The organism is Gordonia mangrovi, assembly GCF_024734075.1.
Taxonomy (GTDB): domain Bacteria; phylum Actinomycetota; class Actinomycetes; order Mycobacteriales; family Mycobacteriaceae; genus Gordonia; species Gordonia mangrovi.
In genome coordinates this window covers 334,461-350,945 of record NZ_CP102850.1, presented here as the reverse complement: position 1 = coordinate 350,945, position 16,485 = coordinate 334,461, and the positions used below count along the sequence as shown (strand labels likewise).

15 protein-coding genes are annotated in these 16,485 nt (G+C 69.2%); 11 read left to right on the top strand and 4 right to left on the bottom strand.

The window, feature by feature from the left end; genetic code table 11:
• Positions 1-19: 19 nt before the first annotated feature.
• Both NWF22_RS01665 and NWF22_RS01660 read right to left on the bottom strand, forming a co-directional pair.
• Positions 20-856, bottom strand: a complete 837-nt coding sequence (locus NWF22_RS01665) for a hypothetical protein (protein WP_373691974.1) — start codon at positions 854-856, stop codon at positions 20-22.
• A 295-nt stretch (positions 857-1,151) separates the two neighbouring features.
• Positions 1,152-2,015 carry an Rv1157c family protein gene (locus NWF22_RS01660; protein WP_373691973.1) on the bottom strand — a complete coding sequence of 288 codons (864 nt, stop codon included), beginning with the start codon at positions 2,013-2,015 and terminating at the stop codon, positions 1,152-1,154.
• A 272-nt stretch (positions 2,016-2,287) separates the two neighbouring features.
• Between NWF22_RS01660 and NWF22_RS01655 the strand changes: the two genes are divergently transcribed.
• From NWF22_RS01655 to NWF22_RS01640, 4 genes are read left to right on the top strand one after another with little or no spacing between them, the layout of a single operon-like run.
• On the top strand, positions 2,288-3,328 hold the full coding sequence (locus tag NWF22_RS01655; protein WP_373692001.1) for a thiamine ABC transporter substrate-binding protein: 1,041 nt from the start codon (positions 2,288-2,290) through the stop codon (positions 3,326-3,328).
• Entirely contained in the window at positions 3,304-4,926 is a 1,623-nt protein-coding gene (locus tag NWF22_RS01650) for an ABC transporter permease (RefSeq protein WP_160901436.1), read from the top strand. Before NWF22_RS01655 ends, NWF22_RS01650 begins: the two co-directional genes overlap by 25 nt.
• Positions 4,927-4,943: 17 nt before the next feature.
• Positions 4,944-5,981: an ABC transporter ATP-binding protein gene (locus tag NWF22_RS01645; protein ID WP_160900912.1), complete on the top strand. Its 1,038-nt coding sequence runs from the start codon at positions 4,944-4,946 to the stop codon at positions 5,979-5,981.
• Positions 5,978-6,382, top strand: a complete 405-nt coding sequence (locus NWF22_RS01640; protein ID WP_202398181.1) for a (deoxy)nucleoside triphosphate pyrophosphohydrolase — start codon at positions 5,978-5,980, stop codon at positions 6,380-6,382. Before NWF22_RS01645 ends, NWF22_RS01640 begins: the two co-directional genes overlap by 4 nt.
• A gap of 27 nt (positions 6,383-6,409) precedes the next feature.
• Here the strand turns inward: NWF22_RS01640 and NWF22_RS01635 are convergent, their stop codons facing one another.
• Complete coding sequence (locus NWF22_RS01635) at positions 6,410-6,847, bottom strand: VOC family protein (RefSeq protein ID WP_160900913.1); 438 nt, start codon at positions 6,845-6,847, stop codon at positions 6,410-6,412.
• Between the two features lie 25 nt (positions 6,848-6,872).
• A complete protein-coding gene (locus NWF22_RS01630) occupies positions 6,873-7,049 on the bottom strand; it encodes a hypothetical protein (protein ID WP_202398182.1) in 177 nt (58 codons plus the stop codon).
• Between the two features lie 163 nt (positions 7,050-7,212).
• On the opposite strand from NWF22_RS01630, the gene typA reads away from it, so the two are divergent.
• From typA to cofG, 7 genes are all read left to right on the top strand, one after another.
• The gene (gene typA / locus NWF22_RS01625; RefSeq protein WP_160900914.1) at positions 7,213-9,138 is read left to right on the top strand and encodes a translational GTPase TypA; all 1,926 of its coding nucleotides are present in this window, start codon (positions 7,213-7,215) and stop codon (positions 9,136-9,138) included.
• A 176-nt stretch (positions 9,139-9,314) separates the two neighbouring features.
• Complete coding sequence (locus tag NWF22_RS01620) at positions 9,315-11,117, top strand: ABC transporter family substrate-binding protein (protein WP_160901438.1); 1,803 nt, start codon at positions 9,315-9,317, stop codon at positions 11,115-11,117.
• Between the two features lie 14 nt (positions 11,118-11,131).
• On the top strand, positions 11,132-12,034 hold the full coding sequence (mshB, locus tag NWF22_RS01615; RefSeq protein ID WP_160901439.1) for an N-acetyl-1-D-myo-inositol-2-amino-2-deoxy-alpha-D-glucopyranoside deacetylase: 903 nt from the start codon (positions 11,132-11,134) through the stop codon (positions 12,032-12,034).
• Positions 12,034-12,408 carry a facilitated glucose transporter gene (locus NWF22_RS01610; protein WP_160900915.1) on the top strand — a complete coding sequence of 125 codons (375 nt, stop codon included), beginning with the start codon at positions 12,034-12,036 and terminating at the stop codon, positions 12,406-12,408. Before mshB ends, NWF22_RS01610 begins: the two co-directional genes overlap by 1 nt.
• 66 nt (positions 12,409-12,474) lie before the next feature.
• On the top strand, positions 12,475-13,599 hold the full coding sequence (locus NWF22_RS01605) for an FO synthase (RefSeq protein ID WP_160900916.1): 1,125 nt from the start codon (positions 12,475-12,477) through the stop codon (positions 13,597-13,599).
• Between the two features lie 17 nt (positions 13,600-13,616).
• Positions 13,617-15,101, top strand: coding sequence for a flavin-containing monooxygenase (locus NWF22_RS01600; protein WP_160901440.1), 1,485 nt, complete (start codon positions 13,617-13,619; stop codon positions 15,099-15,101).
• Positions 15,098-16,342, top strand: a complete 1,245-nt coding sequence (gene cofG / locus NWF22_RS01595; RefSeq protein ID WP_160900917.1) for a 7,8-didemethyl-8-hydroxy-5-deazariboflavin synthase CofG — start codon at positions 15,098-15,100, stop codon at positions 16,340-16,342. The genes NWF22_RS01600 and cofG overlap by 4 nt, the downstream gene beginning before the upstream one ends.
• Positions 16,343-16,485: the final 143 nt, after the last annotated feature.

Below are 16,485 nucleotides of genomic sequence, written 5' to 3'. Positions count from 1 at the left end.
CGTTGTCGGGGCGGGGGTCTCATGCCTCGACGATGCCCACGGCGGGCAGGAAGAAGCACGATCGCCCGGCATTCTCGGCGGTGCCGTAGACAGCCGACAACACGGTGCCGTTGCCGGTCTGCACCGGAGCCAGGCGGACTCCGGACAGCAGCGGCATCGCGGCGAGGACGGGCGCGTCACTGATCGGTTCGAGGTCGGCGAATCCGCCTTGGAGGGTTGCGACGTTGAACCAGGCGACCTGCATCGTGGCGTCGGTCGTCCCGGCGGACGCCGGCACGAACGCATACGCGGTCTCGCCGTCGTCGACGAGGTTCAGCTTCGGCATCGTGATACCCAACAGCTCCTGCAGCGGCGCCAGCGGCTCCTGCGCCAACGGCCAGGGGCCCGCCACAGCACCCGCGCCGGCGGTCACCAGACCCAACGGGTTGTCGTCGGTGGGTTCGGTGCAGAACGGGGCGACCGAGGGGGTCAGCGGCTGGATACCGAGGGTGCTCAACAGCGTCATGGGGTCTGTGTCGGCCACGGGCACGCCCGCGCTGCGGGCTGCGAGCTGTTCGGTCGAGAGCTGGCCGACACTGGTCATGATGGCCTGCGCAGCGTCGAGGGCCATGCGGTCGACCCCGGCGTCTTTGAGCAGGCGGACCGCGGCCGCGAGTTCGCTGTCGAACGGGATGTCGGGCAGGGTCAGCGAATTGGGCTGCACCACCGGCTCGGCTGCGGCCGGCGCCGCCAGAGCCGGCACGCACAGTCCGGCGGCGGCCGCGACGGCAACACCGACCACGCCGGCCCGCAGGCGGTACGAACGACGAGTGCACCGTGTCCGCGCACCGGTGTCTTCCATCTCGCTGCCAAGCATGTCTTCTCCTTCATCGATCCAGCCCGCCGGGAGGTTGGCCCAGCGTGGTACGCATGTGACAGATGTTGCTCAAGTTAAAAGAGAGCACGATTGAAGTCGCCGGGGCAAGTCGTGAGTCCGACCTGTGACATCGCCGCGATCAGTGGGCGACATGGGCTCGGAGATCCGACGAAACCGCTGGTCAGAACTGTGTTGCTGGTCACAGTGGGCCGCCAACGACGACACCCCCGGCGACCGATGTCCCGGGGGTGTCGAAGGTGCGAGCGCGGCGAGCCGTTCTCGGGTGACTCGCGGATCAGACGATCGCGAGGCCGATCGTCGGCACGATGGGGCAGCTGTTGATGCGGCCGTCGCTCTTGGTGGTCACTTCGCCGTAGATCGTCGACACGACGCGGCCCTTGCCGGTCTTGGCGATTCCGGTGAAGGTTCCCGGCCCGTCTTCGACGTTGATCTTCGGATTGCGCTTGAGCTGCAGCTGACCGGTGCGCCCGTTGTCGATGTTGAGCCAGGTCACCCACAACTTGCGGTTCGGGTTGTTGATGGCCGGGCCGGTGCCCAGGGCGGTGTAGACGTATCCGGCCTCGCCGCGCTTGGGGCCCGGTGCGGGTGCATCCTGCGGGCCGGCGGTCAGGAGTGCCCGACCCAGCGAGTTGCCGCCGTCGGGGCTTCCGTTGCCTTCCATGCAGCCGAAACCCAGCGTCGGATAGAGGAACTCCTGGATCTTCGGTGCGTTGGGCCCTTGCGGGATCTCGGGCTCGCCGGGCCGGCGTTCGGCGGCCAGGTGCCGTTGCGCGGCCACCCGTCCGGGCTCGCCGAGGAAGTCGATCACGTCCTGCCATATCTCGCTGACCTTGGGTGGCAGGCCCGGCGCGGCCGACAGCGCCTTGGCCTGATCGAGCAGTTGCGGGCTGATCTTTCCATCCGGGCCCTTGGTGGCCACGGCGCCGATGATCGCCGGGGCGAAGGCGCCGAGCGAGTCGAGAACTCGCTGATCGACCTTCGGCGGCGCGGGTGTGGGAGCGGCCTCGGCGACGGCGGGCAGAGCCAGGGAGGTCGCCGCGGCGAGGCTGATCGCCGCGATCGCGGTCCGGCGTGCCGGACGGCCGGTGATGCGATGAGCGCGGCGCGGGCGCGAGCTCGGGAGTGCAGGCAAACGCACTGGTTCCGGTCCAATCGGTCGTCGGTGCGGGCCGGTCGTGGCCACACACTCCGCGGTCAGTGACTGACGACGCAGATCGCGTCGCGCGTCATTCTATGCACCCGCCGATGGCGGGCACCGTCCAGGGAGCCTAACCCCTGGCGCTGTTACCAATGAGGTTATTGATGCAATTGTTACTGGTGGGATTTATCGGCCGCGCGCTCGTGTAGTCGTGGAGTTACTGGTTAGATCGAGCAGTGGCCAGACGAGCAGAGAGGTGGCCGTCCATCGTGATCGGTGTCCGCAGGCGCACATACGTGACCAGGGCAGGTGCCGCCCTCGCAGCACTGCTGACCGCTGCGACCGCGGTGGTGGGCTGTGCCGATGACGTCGAGCGGAGCGCCGAGGTAACCCTGCTGACCCACGATTCGTTCACGTTGCCGGATTCGGTGTTCGACACCTTCCAGCAGGAGACCGGGCTGACCCTGAAGGTCGTCAAGTCCGGGGACGCCGGGCAACTCGCCTCGACCGTGTCGCTGACCCCCGGGTCGCCCAAGGCGGATGCGGTGTTCGGTATCGACAACACCTTCGCCTCTCGTCCGATCGAGGCCGGGGCCCTGGAGCCGTATCAGTCTCCGATGGCCGCCGACGGTGCGGCCGAGTATGCGCTGCCCGACAGCAACAACGAACTGACCGCGGTCGACCGTGGCGACGTCTGTCTCAACGTCGACGACGACTGGTACGCGTCGCGCGGTGAAGAGCCCCCGAAGAGCCTGCGTGATCTGCGTGACCCGAAATATGCGTCGCAGGCGGCCCTGCTCGACCCGGGTACCTCCTCGCCCGGGCTGGCGTTCTTGCTGACCACCATCGGAGTGTTTCCCCAGGGCTGGCAGGACTACTGGACGACGGTGACCGCCGGTGGCGCCACGGTCGTCTCCGGCTGGGAGATCGCCTACAACCAGTTGTTCTCGGCCGGTGAGGCGAAAGGCGACAAACCCATCGTGCTGTCGTATGCGTCGTCGCCGGCCGCCACCCCGGGGACCTCCGCGCTGCTCGACAGCTGCTGGCGACAGGTCGAGTACGTCGGAATCCTCAAGGGCACCGACAACCTCGCGGGTGCTCAGCAACTGGTCGACTTCATGCTGTCGCCGACGGTGCAGGAGGCGCTGCCGTCGTCGATGTATGTCTATCCGGTACAGCAGGGCACCCCCTTGCCCGACGGGTGGGCGCAGCGCGCCCCGGTGCCGTCCTGGACCGTGAGCCTTCCGCCCGCCTTTGTCGCGCAGAATCGGGAGGCGTGGCTGCAGGAATGGCGCGACGCCGTCGGACGGTGACTCGAGGTCTGGGCACGGTCATGCTGCGGGTGGTACCCGCGCTGTTCATCTTGATCTTCTTCCTGTGGCCACTCGGTGCGCTGGTCCGGCGCGCGGTCGAGGCGCGGTCCGACGAGGGGATCGGTGAACTCCTGCGGCGCACCCACGCGCTGGACCTGTTGGGGTTCACCCTGTTCCAGGCGGCCGTGTCGACGATGCTCGCGCTGGTGGTCGCCGCGCCGATGGTCTGGCTCATCGCCCGCGTCGACATCCCCGGCTCGCTGCTGCTGACCGTGGTGGTGACGGTGCCGTTCGTGCTGCCGACGGTCGTCGTCGGGGTCGCATTCCGCGCGTTGCTCGACGGTCCGCTGGCCTTCCTGAACATCTCGTCAGGCCTCTGGCCGATCCTGTTGGCGCACGCGTTCCTCAATGTCGCGGTGATCGCGCGAGTGGTCGGGGCGGCCTGGGGGTCGCTGGATCCGCGGCTCGGGGAGGCCGCGCAGACGCTCGGCGCCGGTCGGCTGCGCGCCTTCCTCGACGTCACGCTGCCGCGACTGCTCCCGGCGGTGGGCGCTGCCGCGGCGTTGGTCTTCCTCTTCTGCTCGACGAGTTTCGGGGTGATCATCATCCTGGGCAACGGGGAGATCCGGACGTTGGAAACCGAGATCTACACCCAGGCGATCAGCTACTTCCGTATCCCCGAAGCGGTGATGCTGTCGATGCTGCAGATCGTCGTGGTGGTTGCCGCGCTGTTGTTCACCCGGCTGTTCACCGAACCCGGTGGCTCGGCCGCGTCGACGGCCGCACGGACCCGTTTCCGGCCACACGGCCGGCAATGGCTGCCGGTGTCGGCCGCCTTGGCCTGGGTTGCGCTGGTGCTGGTGGCGCCGTTGGCGGTGCTGGTGCTGCGATCGGTCCGCCCGGGTGCCGACGGCGAGTGGACGTTGGCCGGCTACCGCGCACTCAACGAGTCGGTCAACGGCGTGACACCGCTGGAGTCGTTGCGCTACTCGTTGGGCACGGCCGCACTCGCCATGGTGATCGCTCTGGCGATCGGACTCCTCGCGGCGATCGCGATGCATCGTTCCACCGGGGCGTGGGCGGCCGCGGGGGGTGTGGTCACCACCATCCCGCTCGGGATCAGCGCCGTGACGCTGGGATTCGGATACCTGATCGTGCTCGCCGCGTTGCCCCGTGATGTCGCGGCCTCGCCGCTGGTCATCCCCTGCGTGCAGGCCCTGATCGCCATCCCGGTGGTGGTGCGGGTGGCGGTGCCGGCGCTGGAATCGGTGTCGTGGCGCCTCCGGCAGGCCGCCTCGACGCTCGGCGCCTCGCCGCTGCGGGTGTTCCTGACCGTCGACCTCCCGATGATCGGTCGGTCACTGTGTGCCGCAGGCGGCTTCGCTTTCGTCATGGCGCTCGGCGAGTTCGGCGCGACGAGTTTCCTGGCTCGTGCGGACACCACGACATTGCCGGTCCTGATCGGGTCCGCGTTGAATCGGCCCGGTGCGGAGAACCTGGCCACCGCGATGGCGGCGTCGGTGGTGCTCGTCGCCGTGACCACGCTCGCGGTGACCATCGTGGAGGCAGTCCGGCCGCGCCAGGGGGCGTTGCTCTGAGATGGTGGGTCGTTGAGATGCTGGAACTGGACAACGTGGCCGTGCACTACGGGTCGACCGAGGTGATCGACGACCTCAGCTGGTCGATGGGTACCGACGGGTCGGTGGTGACCGCACTGCTCGGGCCGTCCGGGTGTGGGAAATCCACGCTGATCCGCGCCATCGCGGGTCTGGAGGCGCTGACTGCCGGGCGGGTCGTGTTCGACGACCGGGACCTCGTGAACACACCGGCCCATCGGCGCGATTTCGGGGTCGTCTTCCAGGACGGCCAGCTCTTCGGCGGCCGTTCGGTCGCATCCAACATCGCCTACGGGCTGCGGATGCGTCGGTGGTCACGGCCCGCGATTCGCAGCCGGGTCGACGAGATGCTCGACCTGGTCCGCCTGAACGGTTTCGGCGACCGTCGCGTCGAGGAGCTCTCCGGTGGCCAGGCCCAACGTGTCGCGCTCGCCCGGGCGCTGGCACCCCGCCCACGACTGTTGCTGCTCGACGAGCCGCTCGCCGCGCTCGACCGGCTGCTCCGCGATCGACTGGCCACCGAGATCAGCGACATCGTCCGGGCCACCGCCACCCCGACGGTCGTGGTGACCCACGACCACACCGAGGCCGCGCTGATGGCCGATTCGATCTCGGTGATGCGTGCGGGGGTGTTGGTGCAGACCGGCGCGCCCGAAGAGCTGTGGCTGCGCCCGACCGATGAATGGACCGCGCGGTTCCTCGGGGTGACCACGGTGCTCGCGGCCGAGGTCACCGATGGCCGGGCGGTGACCTCGCTCGGCGACACCGTGCTCGATCTGCCGGACGGAGCCGCGTCTCTGGGGTTGCGGCCCGAGTCGGTGCGTGCCGAACGGGCCGTCGGCGAGGATCGATCGCTCGGTGTCGTCGCGGCCGTGGCCGATCTGCCCACCGGCCGTCGGCTGCGGGTGCGCACCGCCGACGCCGAACTCGACGCCATCACATCGGACCGGTTCGGTGTCGGTGACCAGGTCGCCCTCGTGCTCGTCCCCGAGCGGGTCGCGGTGATCCAAGGCGACGGGGCGGGAATCGACGGATGACCCGACACCGGATGGTGGTTGCCGGGGCGGTACTCGAACCCGGCCGATTGCTGCTCGCGCAGCGGCGATACCCACCCGAGGTGGCCGGCAAATGGGAACTGCCGGGCGGCAAGGCCGAGCCGGGGGAGAGCCCCGAGGCGGCGCTGCGGCGTGAGTTGGCCGAGGAGATCGGAGTCTCCGTCACCGTGGGTGCGGCGCTGCGCGAATCGGTCGCCTTGCGCGACGACCTGATGATGATCGCCTTGCGCGCGCGGATCGAGGCCGGCGTACCGCATCCCGCCGAGCACGAGGCGTTGCAGTGGGTGGACGCCGCGCAGCTGCGGGCGATGCTCGACGCGGGCCGATTGGTGCCTGCGGACACCGTGTGGGTCCCGGAGTTGCTCGCCGACCTCGGGCCGTGACCCTCGGGACACGCCGGCGGCGGCGTCTCAACCCGTGCGCAGGTCCTCGGCGAGCATGACGATGATGCCGCTCGGGCCGCGTACGTAGGTGAGCCGATAGATGTCCTGATAGGTGCCCACGCCACGCAGGGGGTGACATCCGTGGCGTGCGGCGATCTCGAGCGCCGCGTCGAGGTCGTCGACCGAGAACGCGACGCGGTGCATGCCGATCTCGTTCGGCCGGGTGGGTGCGGTTTCGATCGCCTCGGGGTGGAGGTATTCGAAGAGTTCGAGCCGGCCGTGCCCGTCGGGTGTCTGCAGCATCGCGATCTTTGCGTGGTTGCCGTCGAGTCCGACGGCGGTGTCGGTCCACTCTCCGCTGACCGTGTCGCGGCCGAGTACCTCGAGGCCGAGGTCGGTGAAGAATGCGATCGTCGCATCGAGGTCGCGCACGGCGATGGCGACGTTCTCGAGTGTGATGGCCATGGTCGGATTCTATGAGGTGTGGACCTCAGGCGGCCCGCGCCTTCTTCAGCGCTTTGGTGAGCTGCTTCTTCGACATCTGCGTGCCGTCGAGTTTGCGCATCCGGTGGATGACGACCGGGCACCGCACGCATCGGGTCGACTTGCGGCAGCACTTGCGCTTCGGCTTCAGTTCGGCGATGTCCGCCGGGTGGACCTTGCCCATGCGCCGGACATTAGCATGCCCTAACTTGTGTCCCGACCCGGAGGCGTGATCGCGATCTCAGCGTCGGGTGTCGTGCGCCGGCACGACACCGGCCCGATACCCTGTACGCGTTGACTTGTCCACCGGTGATCGACCGGTACCCATCGCAGTGAAAGAGAGCTCAGTGAGCGCTGTCCACAACTTCCGCAACGTCGCCATCGTCGCGCACGTCGACCACGGCAAGACCACGCTGGTGGACGCGATGCTGCGCCAGTCGGGGGTCTTCGGCGAGCGCGCCGAACTCGTCGACCGGGTCATGGACTCCGGTGACCTCGAACGCGAGAAAGGCATCACCATTCTCGCCAAGAACACCGCTGTCCACCGCCGCCAGCCCGACGGCACCGAGGTCGTCATCAACGTGATCGACACGCCCGGCCACGCCGACTTCGGTGGTGAGGTCGAACGCGGTCTGTCCATGGTCGACGGAGTGGTGCTGCTCGTCGACGCCTCCGAGGGCCCGTTGCCGCAGACCCGATTCGTGATGCGCAAGGCGCTGGCCGCCTCGCTGCCGGTCATCCTCGTGGTGAACAAGACCGACCGCCCTGATGCGCGTATCCAGGAGGTCGTCGACGAGAGCCAGGACCTGCTCCTCGACCTGGCCTCCGACCTCGACGACGAGGCCGCCGCCGCGGCGGAACTCGCGCTCGAGCTCCCCGTCCTCTACGCCTCCGGCCGCGCCGGAGTCGCCAGCACCGAGCAGCCCGCCGACGGCGAGGTGCCCTCGGGAGAGAATCTCGACCCGTTCTTCGACGTGCTCCTCGAGCACGTCCCCGCCCCCAAGGGTGACCCCGAGGCGCCGCTGCAGGCACACGTCACCAACCTCGACGCATCGGCCTTCCTCGGCCGCCTCGCGCTGGTCCGCATCCACAACGGCACCATGCGCAAGGGCCAGCAGATCTCCTGGTGTCGTGAGGTAGCCAAAGAGGACGGTACAGCGGAAGCCGTCGTCGAGAAGGCCAAGATCACCGAGTTGCTCGCGACGATCGGTGTCGATCGGGCGCCGGCCGAGTCCGCGGCCGCCGGTGACATCGTCGCGGTGGCCGGTATGCCGGAGATCATGATCGGTGACACCCTCGCCGACCTGGAGGACCCGCAGCCGCTACCGCGGATCACCGTCGACGAGCCGGCGATCTCGGTGACCATCGGGACCAACTCGTCGCCGCTCGCCGGCCGGGTGTCGGGCCACAAACTGACCGCCCGGATGGTGAAGTCGCGCCTGGACTCCGAACTCGTGGGCAACGTGTCCCTGCGCGTGCTCGACATCGGGCGCCCCGACGCCTGGGAGGTCCAGGGCCGTGGTGAGCTCGCACTGGCAATCCTGGTCGAGCAGATGCGACGCGAGGGCTTCGAACTCACCGTCGGCAAACCGCAGGTGGTCACCCGCAAGGTCGACGGCAAGGTGCAGGAGCCGTTCGAACATCTCACCGTCGACGTGCCCGAGGAGTACCTGGGTGCGGTCACCCAGCTGCTGGCCGCCCGCAAGGGTCGGATGGAACACATGAACAACCACGGCACCGGATGGGTGCGGATGGAGTTCATCGTGCCGTCGCGAGGTCTGATCGGTTTCCGCACCGACTTCCTGACCGAGACGCGGGGAACCGGCATCGCCAACGCCGTCTTCGACGGGTACGACGCGTGGGCCGGCGAGATCCGCGCCCGCCACACCGGATCGTTGGTCAGTGACCGCACCGGCACCGTCACGCCGTTCGCGATGATCCAGCTCGCCGACCGCGGCACCTTCTTCGTCGAGCCGGGCGCCGACACCTATGAGGGCATGGTCGTCGGGATCAACCCGCGTGCCGAGGATCTCGACATCAACGTGACGCGCGAGAAGAAGCTGACCAACATGCGCCAGTCTTCCGCCGACGTGATGGAGACCCTGGCCAAGCCGATGCAACTCGACCTCGAGGGAGCGATGGAGTTCTGCGCGGCCGACGAGTGTGTCGAGGTGACACCCGAGGTCGTGCGGGTGCGTAAGGTCCATCTCGATGCATCCACGCGCGCCCGGGAACGGTCGCGGGCGAAGTCGCGTGACCAGGCGGCCGGATAACGGGCGCGTGTGCGCCGGGCGCCGAGCCGGCGCGTGAGGAGCTCGTGGGGGTGGTGTTGGTGAGTCGTTGGCAGGCGGGATCGGTTGCGAACCGCCCGCGACGGTCCCTCGCGGGCGGGTACCGCGCTCGACTGCTGGCACTGCTCGGCGCTCTCGCGCTGCTCTCGACGGCATGTATGTCGAATCCACCCCCGCCGGTGCGGGAGACTGCTCCGCCGCCGACGCCCGCCGAGTATCCGACGGAGAAGACCATCTACGTCGCCACCGATTCCGTCGGGGGCGGCTTCAACCCGCACATCGGTGCCGATCAGGGCACCGTCACCACCGCGGTGGCGGCGATGACCCTGCCCAGTGCCTTCCAGCCCGTCGCGACCCCGGAGGGGGTGGTCTGGCAACGCCAGGGCGCCTTGATCACCTCGGCAGAGGTCACCTCGCGGGACCCGTTCACGGTCACCTATCAGATCCACACCGACGCCCAGTGGTCCGACGGACTACCCGTGACCGGCGACGATTTCTCCTATCTGTGGCAGCAGATGTCCCGCCAGCCCAACGTTGTGGCTCCGGCGGGCTACCGGCTCATCGACTCCGTCCAGTCGCGGGCAGGCGGCAAGGAGGTGCAGGTGACGTTCGCCCGGCCCTATCCGGCGTGGCGTCAGTTGTTCACCGGCCTGCTGCCCAGCCACGTGCTGCGGGGCGCACCGGCCGGTTTCCAGACCGGCATGGACAGCGGCAAACCGGTGTCGGCCGGTCCGTTCGCGATCGTCTCCATCGACCAGACCCGAGACGAGGTGCGGTTGGCCCGCAACGACCGGTACTGGATGGAACCGCCGAGTCTCGATCAGGTGGTGCTGCGTCGTGCCGGCACGGCATCGCAGATGGTCGAATCGGTGCGCACCGGCGATTCGGCGATCGCCGCGGTGCGCTCCGGTCCCGCTACCACCGCCGAACTGTCGGCCGTCCCCGGGTTGCAGACCCGTCGCAGCCCCACGTCCCGGGCGTTGTCGATCAGCGTGAACGCCCGCACCTCGACGATGCGGTCGCTGCCGATGCGCCGCGCCGTCCTGGGGATGATCGATCCTTCCCTGGTGACGCTGGCCGGTGCCGGCGACGACATCGTCACGCCGTTCGCCAACACGGTGTTCGCGCCGACCGATCCCGGATACTTCCCGGTGGACCGCGCGCGTCCGTCAGCCGACCAGATCGCCGGCCTGCTGGCCGATGAAGGCTACCAGCGAGCATCACCCGGCGAGCAGCCCCCGAATCCGTCCGACTCGCCGTCGACTTCCGCGTCGGGAAGCCCGTCGAGTGCGGCCGGCGAGTCGAACCCCGACGGCAGCAGCGAATCGACCGGCGACGTGCAGGCAGAACCGCTCCCGGCCGGGATCGAGCCCTACCGCAGGGACGGCGACGACCTGGTGATCCGGGTGGGCGCGATCAGCGGTGACCCGCGGTCCACGTCGGCCGCCGCCAACATCGTCGACCAGTTGCGCGGGCAGGGCGTCCGGGCGACCGTCCTCGCGCTGCCCAACAGCGAGCTCTACGGCGTCGCGCTCACCAACGCGCGGGTCGACCTGGTGGTCGGCTGGCAGGGCCTCGGTGTCCCGGCTGCGGCGTCGCTGGCCTCCCAGGTCGATTGCGACCAGCCCAAACCGGGGACCGCGCCGTCACTGTCCACGCCGCCCACTCCGACGGGCGTGGCCCCGGGCCAGGACGCCGCCGCCGACGACAGCTACGCCAGCAACGTCTCCGGGATCTGTGATCCGCAATTGATCGGGCTGGCCCGCGAGGCGTTGTCGGCGGCAAACCCCATCCCGCTGCTCACCGAGGCCGAGCCGCTGCTCGCCGAGCAGGCGATCTATGTCCCGCTGTACCAGGACAGCATGTTCGTCGGCCTCACCGACCAGGTCGTGGGGGTTCCGCTGTCCGGTCCGATCCAGGTCGCCATCTTCGGCGATACGGTCGCCTGGGAGCAACGATGACGAACGACGCAGCGATGACAAACGATCCGGTCCGGCGACTGCTACTGCTGCACGCACACCCCGACGACGAGACGATCATGACCGGCGGCACCATCGCCCGCTACCTCGCCGAGGGCGTCGATGTGCGCGTAGTGACCTTCACCCTCGGTGAGGAAGGCGAGGTCATCGGCGACGAGTGGGCGCAGCTGGCTGCCGACGGCGGGGCCGATCAACTCGGTGGCTACCGCATCCTGGAGCTGACCCGTGCCCTGGCCGCGTTGAGTCCGGCCGGCCGGCCGGCGCTGCGACCGCGATTTCTCGGTGGCGCCGGGCACTGGCGGGACTCCGGGATGGCCGGTGCGCCCTCGGCGCAGCATCCGCGAGCGCTGGTGCAGGCCGGGTTCGACGATCTCGTCGACACCGTCGTCGCCGAGATCGTCTCGTTCGCCCCTCAGGTCGTCGTCACCTACGACAACGCCGGCACCTACGGACATCCCGACCACAAGCTCGTCCACGCGTCGACCGTCGCGGCCTTGCCACGGGTCGAGGCCCGGATGGCCGGCCGACCGTTGCCGGCGCCGGCCAAGGTCTACGAGTCGATCACCGAACGCTCCGCCCTGCACGCCGGGTTGTCGGCGGCGTCCGGCCGGGTACCGGGTGGTTGGCGACTGCCCGCCGCCGACGAACTGCCCAGCCATCCGGACGAGACCATCACCACCGAGATCGACGTCCGTGCCGTCGTCGACCGCAAGGCCGCCGGGTTGCGCGCACATGCCACCCAGGTGACCGTCGCACCGTCCGGGACCGAATACGCCCTGTCCAACAACATCCTGCAACCCATTCTCGATCGAGAGCACTTCGTGCTGACATCGGCGGCCGACGGTCTGTGGCCCGAGCCGGGGCAGCGCGAGACCGACCTGTTCGCCGGACTCGACTGATGCGCCCGGTCGACCGCTTCTTGTTGGCGTTGCTGGTGGTGGACGGTTTCGTCGTCGGTCTGCTGTCGGTGGCCTTCGCCTACCTGCGTGTCGGCGGGGTCGCCTTCCCGGTGGCGGCGGTGCTCGCCGGGATCGTCAACTGTGTGCTGCTGTGGCTCACGGCGGCGATCAGCGACGGGCCGGCGCGCTATCTTCCACTGTTGGCCTGGCTGCTGGCCCTCGTCGTCGGTGCGCTGCCCGGCCCGGGCGGCGACGTGGTGCTCTCACCGGACGGTGCGCTGATGCTGCCGACCCTGGGTCTGCTCGCGATCGGCGCAGGTCTGCCGTTCGTGCTGGTCCGGTCTGGCCGGCTGCCGGCCCCCGACGACACCTGAGCAGCGCCCCGGCCGCGCGCTGCGGGGGCTCGTGGACCGCTCACCGCCTGCCGTTAGAGTGAGGGAATGGTCCTGCGGGAGTGGGCTCGGGACGCGCACGCCACGGCGCAGGCCGCCCGGGCGGCATTACGTCACGTCGCCGACGACCCGGCAGCACTCACTGATGAACAGTGGGTGGCGCTGCTCGGTGCGTCCGGCGCCGAACTCGAGCAGCTCTGCGAACTGGCCGACGACACCCGCCGGATGGTGACCGGCGGCGACGATCTCACCTTCGTGGTCAACCGCAACCTCGACACCACGGTCATCGCGTCCGGCCGCGCGGAGGTTGCCACCCTCGAGGAACTGGTCATCGAGGCGCGGTCACTGGGTGCCACCGAGATCTGCCTGCAGGGGCCGCTGCCCGTCGACGCTCCCGACGACGGATATCTGCGCCTGGTGCACACCATCCATGCGGCGGCTCCCGACCTGCATCTGCACGCGTTCCGGCCGCCGGAGGTCCGCGACGCGGCCACCCGGATGGGACTCGGAGTGACCGAGTTCCTCCGTCGCGCGCACGCGGCGGGACTGGGCTCGGTGCCGGGCACCGCCGCGCAGATCCTCGACGACGATGTCCGCGCCCACCTCGCCGGCGGAGCGTGCCCATCGGTGGCCGACTGGGTGTCGACCATCGAAACCGCCCACCAGGTCGGATTGTTCTCCACGGCGACGATGCTCTACGGCCACGTCGAGACGCCGCATCACCAAGTCGCCCACCTGCGGATGCTGTGCGAGATCCAGCGCCGCACCGGGGGGTTCAGTGAGCTCATCGTGATGCCCATGCTGCCGGCGAACGCGCCGCCGCATCTACGCGAGGCGGCCACCGCGCGGGCCACCCGACGTGAGACCCGCGCCGTGCATGCGGTGGCCCGACTGCTCACCCAGGGCAGCTTCGACCATATTCAGGTCGCCTGGACCAAACACGACCCCGAGACCACCGAGGCGTTGCTGGCCGGCGGGGCCGACGACATCGGCGGTCTGCTCATCGACGGCGAGCTGATGCCCGCCGCCGGGCAGGAGGCCGGGCGTGTGCTCGGCGTCGACACCCTGGCCGATCTCGCCGCTCGAACCGGTCGCACCCCGAGACAACGAACCACCGGCTACGCCGACCCGCCCGTGGAGCGACAGATACCGATTCCGCAGGTTCGTCGGTGAGCGGGGTGCCGGACGCCATGCCGCACGTCATCGATGTGGCGATCGTCGGTGCCGGATTCGCCGGCATCGGCATGGCCACGCAGTTGGCCCGGCGTGGGCGTGAGTCGTTCGTGGTACTCGAACGTGCCACCGGCGTCGGCGGAACCTGGCGCGACAACACCTACCCCGGCATCGCCTGTGACATTCCGGCGCAGCTGTACTCGTTCTCCTTCCGGCCCCCGTGGGAGTGGGAAACGCTGTATCCCCGAGGAGCCGAGATCCGCCGCTATCTCGAACAGACGGTGCTGGACGAGGGGCTGACCCCGCACATCAGATTCGGCTGTGAACTCCGGAATGCTCGCTGGGTCGACTCCACCTCCCGGTGGGAGATAGCGACCACTGCGGGATCGGTACACGCCCGGGTCCTGGTGATGGCCGTCGGACGGCTCTCCGACCCGCACGTACCCGATATCGAGGGTCTCGAATCCTTCACCGGCACAGTCGTTCACACGGCCCAGTGGCGTTCCGACCTGCTCACCGGCGGTGAACGGATCGGTGTGGTGGGCACCGGCGCCTCCGCCGTGCAGGTGATCCCGCATCTCGCCGCGGACGCCGACGAACTGGTCGTGTTCTCCCGGACTCCTCCGTATGTGGTGCCTCGCGAAGACCGGCGATTCACCGCCGAGGAACGAGCCCGGCTCGCCGTACCCGACCATGCGCGCGCCGTGCGCGAACAGATGCTCGTCGACGCCGACCGGGCCTTCCGGCAGCGATTGGGATTGCAGCCCGACATCGACGCCATTCGCGATCGTGCCCTCGGGCATCTGCGCCGGCAGGTCGCGGCGCCGGGACTGCGGGCGGCACTCACTCCGGACTACGAGATCGGTTGCAAGCGAATCCTTCTCAGCGATGATTTCTATCCGGCCCTGCAACGCCCGAACGTCGTGTTCGAGCCGACCGCACTCGACTCGGTCGTCGAGTGCAAGGCGCGCGCGGTCAGTGGGCACACCTACGATCTCGATGTGCTGGTGATGGCCACCGGTTTCGAGGCGACCCGGCTGCCCGTCGCGGTCCGCGTACAGGGGCGCCACGGTGAGGTCCTCTCCGATCACTGGTCGGCGGGAATGGTCTCGTTCGCCTCCACCGCGGTCAGTGGTTTCCCGAACATGTTCGTCCTCGACGGACCCAACGCGGCACTGGGCCACAACTCGGCGATCTACATGATCGAGACCCAGCTCGGCTATGTCCTGGGCGCGCTGGATCACATGGCGCGCAACACCTTCGACGCGATGGAAGTCACCGCTGCGGCAGAGCAGGCCTACACGCGCGAGATCGATCAGCGCAGCGCCTCGACGGTGTGGCTGACCGGATGCAACAGCTGGTACGTGGATCCCCGAAGTGGGCGGCTCACCCTGCTGTGGCCCGGCACCGCCGCATCCTTCCGGGAACGCAACGGCACCTTCGATCCGCAGCCGTATCTGATCGAGTCCCGACCCGTCGACGAGGGAGGTCGAAACCCGTGACAGCCAAGACGATCGCCGAAGCACTCGACGCCGCCCGCAACGGCGCGGATCTCGATGTGGCACAGGCCGCGGCGTTGCTGACGTGCTCCGGGGAGGATCTGACCGCGGTGCAGGAGATCGCGTCGGGGCTGCGCGACGAGGGGCTCGCGGAGGTCGGCCGCGACCGCCAGATCACCTACTCCCGCAAGGTGTTCGTCCCCCTCACCCGGCTGTGCCGAGATCGGTGTCACTACTGCACCTTCGTCACGGTGCCGGGCAAGCTCACCCGTGCGGGCCACGGCATGTATCTCGAGATCGACGAGGTACTCGAGATCGCCCGCAACGGAGCCGCGCTCGGTTGCAAAGAGGCACTGTTCACGCTCGGCGACCGCCCGGAGGCGCGGTGGGCGCAGGCGGGCGAGTGGCTCGCCGCTCGCGGCCACGACTCCACGCTCGACTACGTCCGGGCCGCGGCGGTGGCCGTCCTGGAGGAGACGGGCCTGCTTCCGCATCTGAACCCGGGCGTGATGAGTGCCGAGGAGATGCGCGCGCTGCGACCCGTCGCGCCGTCGATGGGGATGATGCTCGAGACCACCTCGCGTCGACTGTTCACCGAGAAGGGGCAGGCCCACTACGGCAGCCCGGACAAGGACCCACTCGTCCGACTGCAGGTGCTGCACGACGCCGGCGCCGAGCGCATCCCGTTCACCACCGGCATTCTCGTCGGGATCGGCGAGACCGTGGGGGAGCGGGCCGAATCCCTCCTGGCCATCCGCGACGTACATCGGGCGCACGGCCACATCCAGGAAGTGATCGTGCAGAACTTCCGGGCCAAGCCGGACACTGCGATGCGCGGCGCACCGGACGCCGAGATGACCGAGTTCCTGGCCGCGGTCGCCGTCGCCCGAATTGTGCTGGGACCGCAGATGCGGGTGCAGGCGCCGCCGAATCTGGTGTCGGCCCGGGAGTGTGCGGCGCTCATCGCATCCGGTGTCGACGACTGGGGCGGCGTGTCACCGCTGACCCCCGATCATGTGAACCCGGAGCGTCCGTGGCCCAACCTCGACGCGCTCGCCGACATCACCGCGCAGATGGGCCATGTGCTCACCGAACGCATCACCGCGCAGCCGCCCTATGTGCTCGCCGGTGCGGACTGGATCGATGCGTCGCTGGCCGATCACGTCGCGGCGGTGGCCGATCCCACGACCGGTCTCGCCGCCGAGGTCCATCCACAGGGCCGTCCCTGGCCCGCCGTCGCCTGATCGGGCCCGCCCGCCGTCCCGCCGACGGAACCCCAAATCCCGCCGACGGAACCCGGCGGCGCCGGCATGTCGATCACTCCGGTCGGTCGGTCGGTCAGTTCGGTACAGGAACGGCGCAATCTACCGGGCCGACCACGTCGTAG

What these genes read in the sequence shown, in the direction of transcription:
- NWF22_RS01600 (WP_160901440.1), top strand. Translation starts at nt 13,617, where the DNA reads ATGCCGCACGTCATCGATGTGGCGATCGTCGGTGCCGGATTCGCCGGC.
- NWF22_RS01635 (WP_160900913.1), bottom strand. Translation starts at nt 6,847, where the DNA reads ATGGCCATCACACTCGAGAACGTCGCCATCGCCGTGCGCGACCTCGAT.
- NWF22_RS01630 (WP_202398182.1), bottom strand. Translation starts at nt 7,049, where the DNA reads ATGGGCAAGGTCCACCCGGCGGACATCGCCGAACTGAAGCCGAAGCGC.
- NWF22_RS01650 (WP_160901436.1), top strand. Translation starts at nt 3,304, where the DNA reads ATGGCGCGACGCCGTCGGACGGTGACTCGAGGTCTGGGCACGGTCATG.
- NWF22_RS01610 (WP_160900915.1), top strand. Translation starts at nt 12,034, where the DNA reads ATGCGCCCGGTCGACCGCTTCTTGTTGGCGTTGCTGGTGGTGGACGGT.
- NWF22_RS01645 (WP_160900912.1), top strand. Translation starts at nt 4,944, where the DNA reads ATGCTGGAACTGGACAACGTGGCCGTGCACTACGGGTCGACCGAGGTG.
- NWF22_RS01665 (WP_373691974.1), bottom strand. Translation starts at nt 856, where the DNA reads ATGCTTGGCAGCGAGATGGAAGACACCGGTGCGCGGACACGGTGCACT.
- NWF22_RS01620 (WP_160901438.1), top strand. Translation starts at nt 9,315, where the DNA reads ATGTCGAATCCACCCCCGCCGGTGCGGGAGACTGCTCCGCCGCCGACG.
- NWF22_RS01640 (WP_202398181.1), top strand. Translation starts at nt 5,978, where the DNA reads ATGACCCGACACCGGATGGTGGTTGCCGGGGCGGTACTCGAACCCGGC.
- mshB (WP_160901439.1), top strand. Translation starts at nt 11,132, where the DNA reads ATGACAAACGATCCGGTCCGGCGACTGCTACTGCTGCACGCACACCCC.
- NWF22_RS01605 (WP_160900916.1), top strand. Translation starts at nt 12,475, where the DNA reads ATGGTCCTGCGGGAGTGGGCTCGGGACGCGCACGCCACGGCGCAGGCC.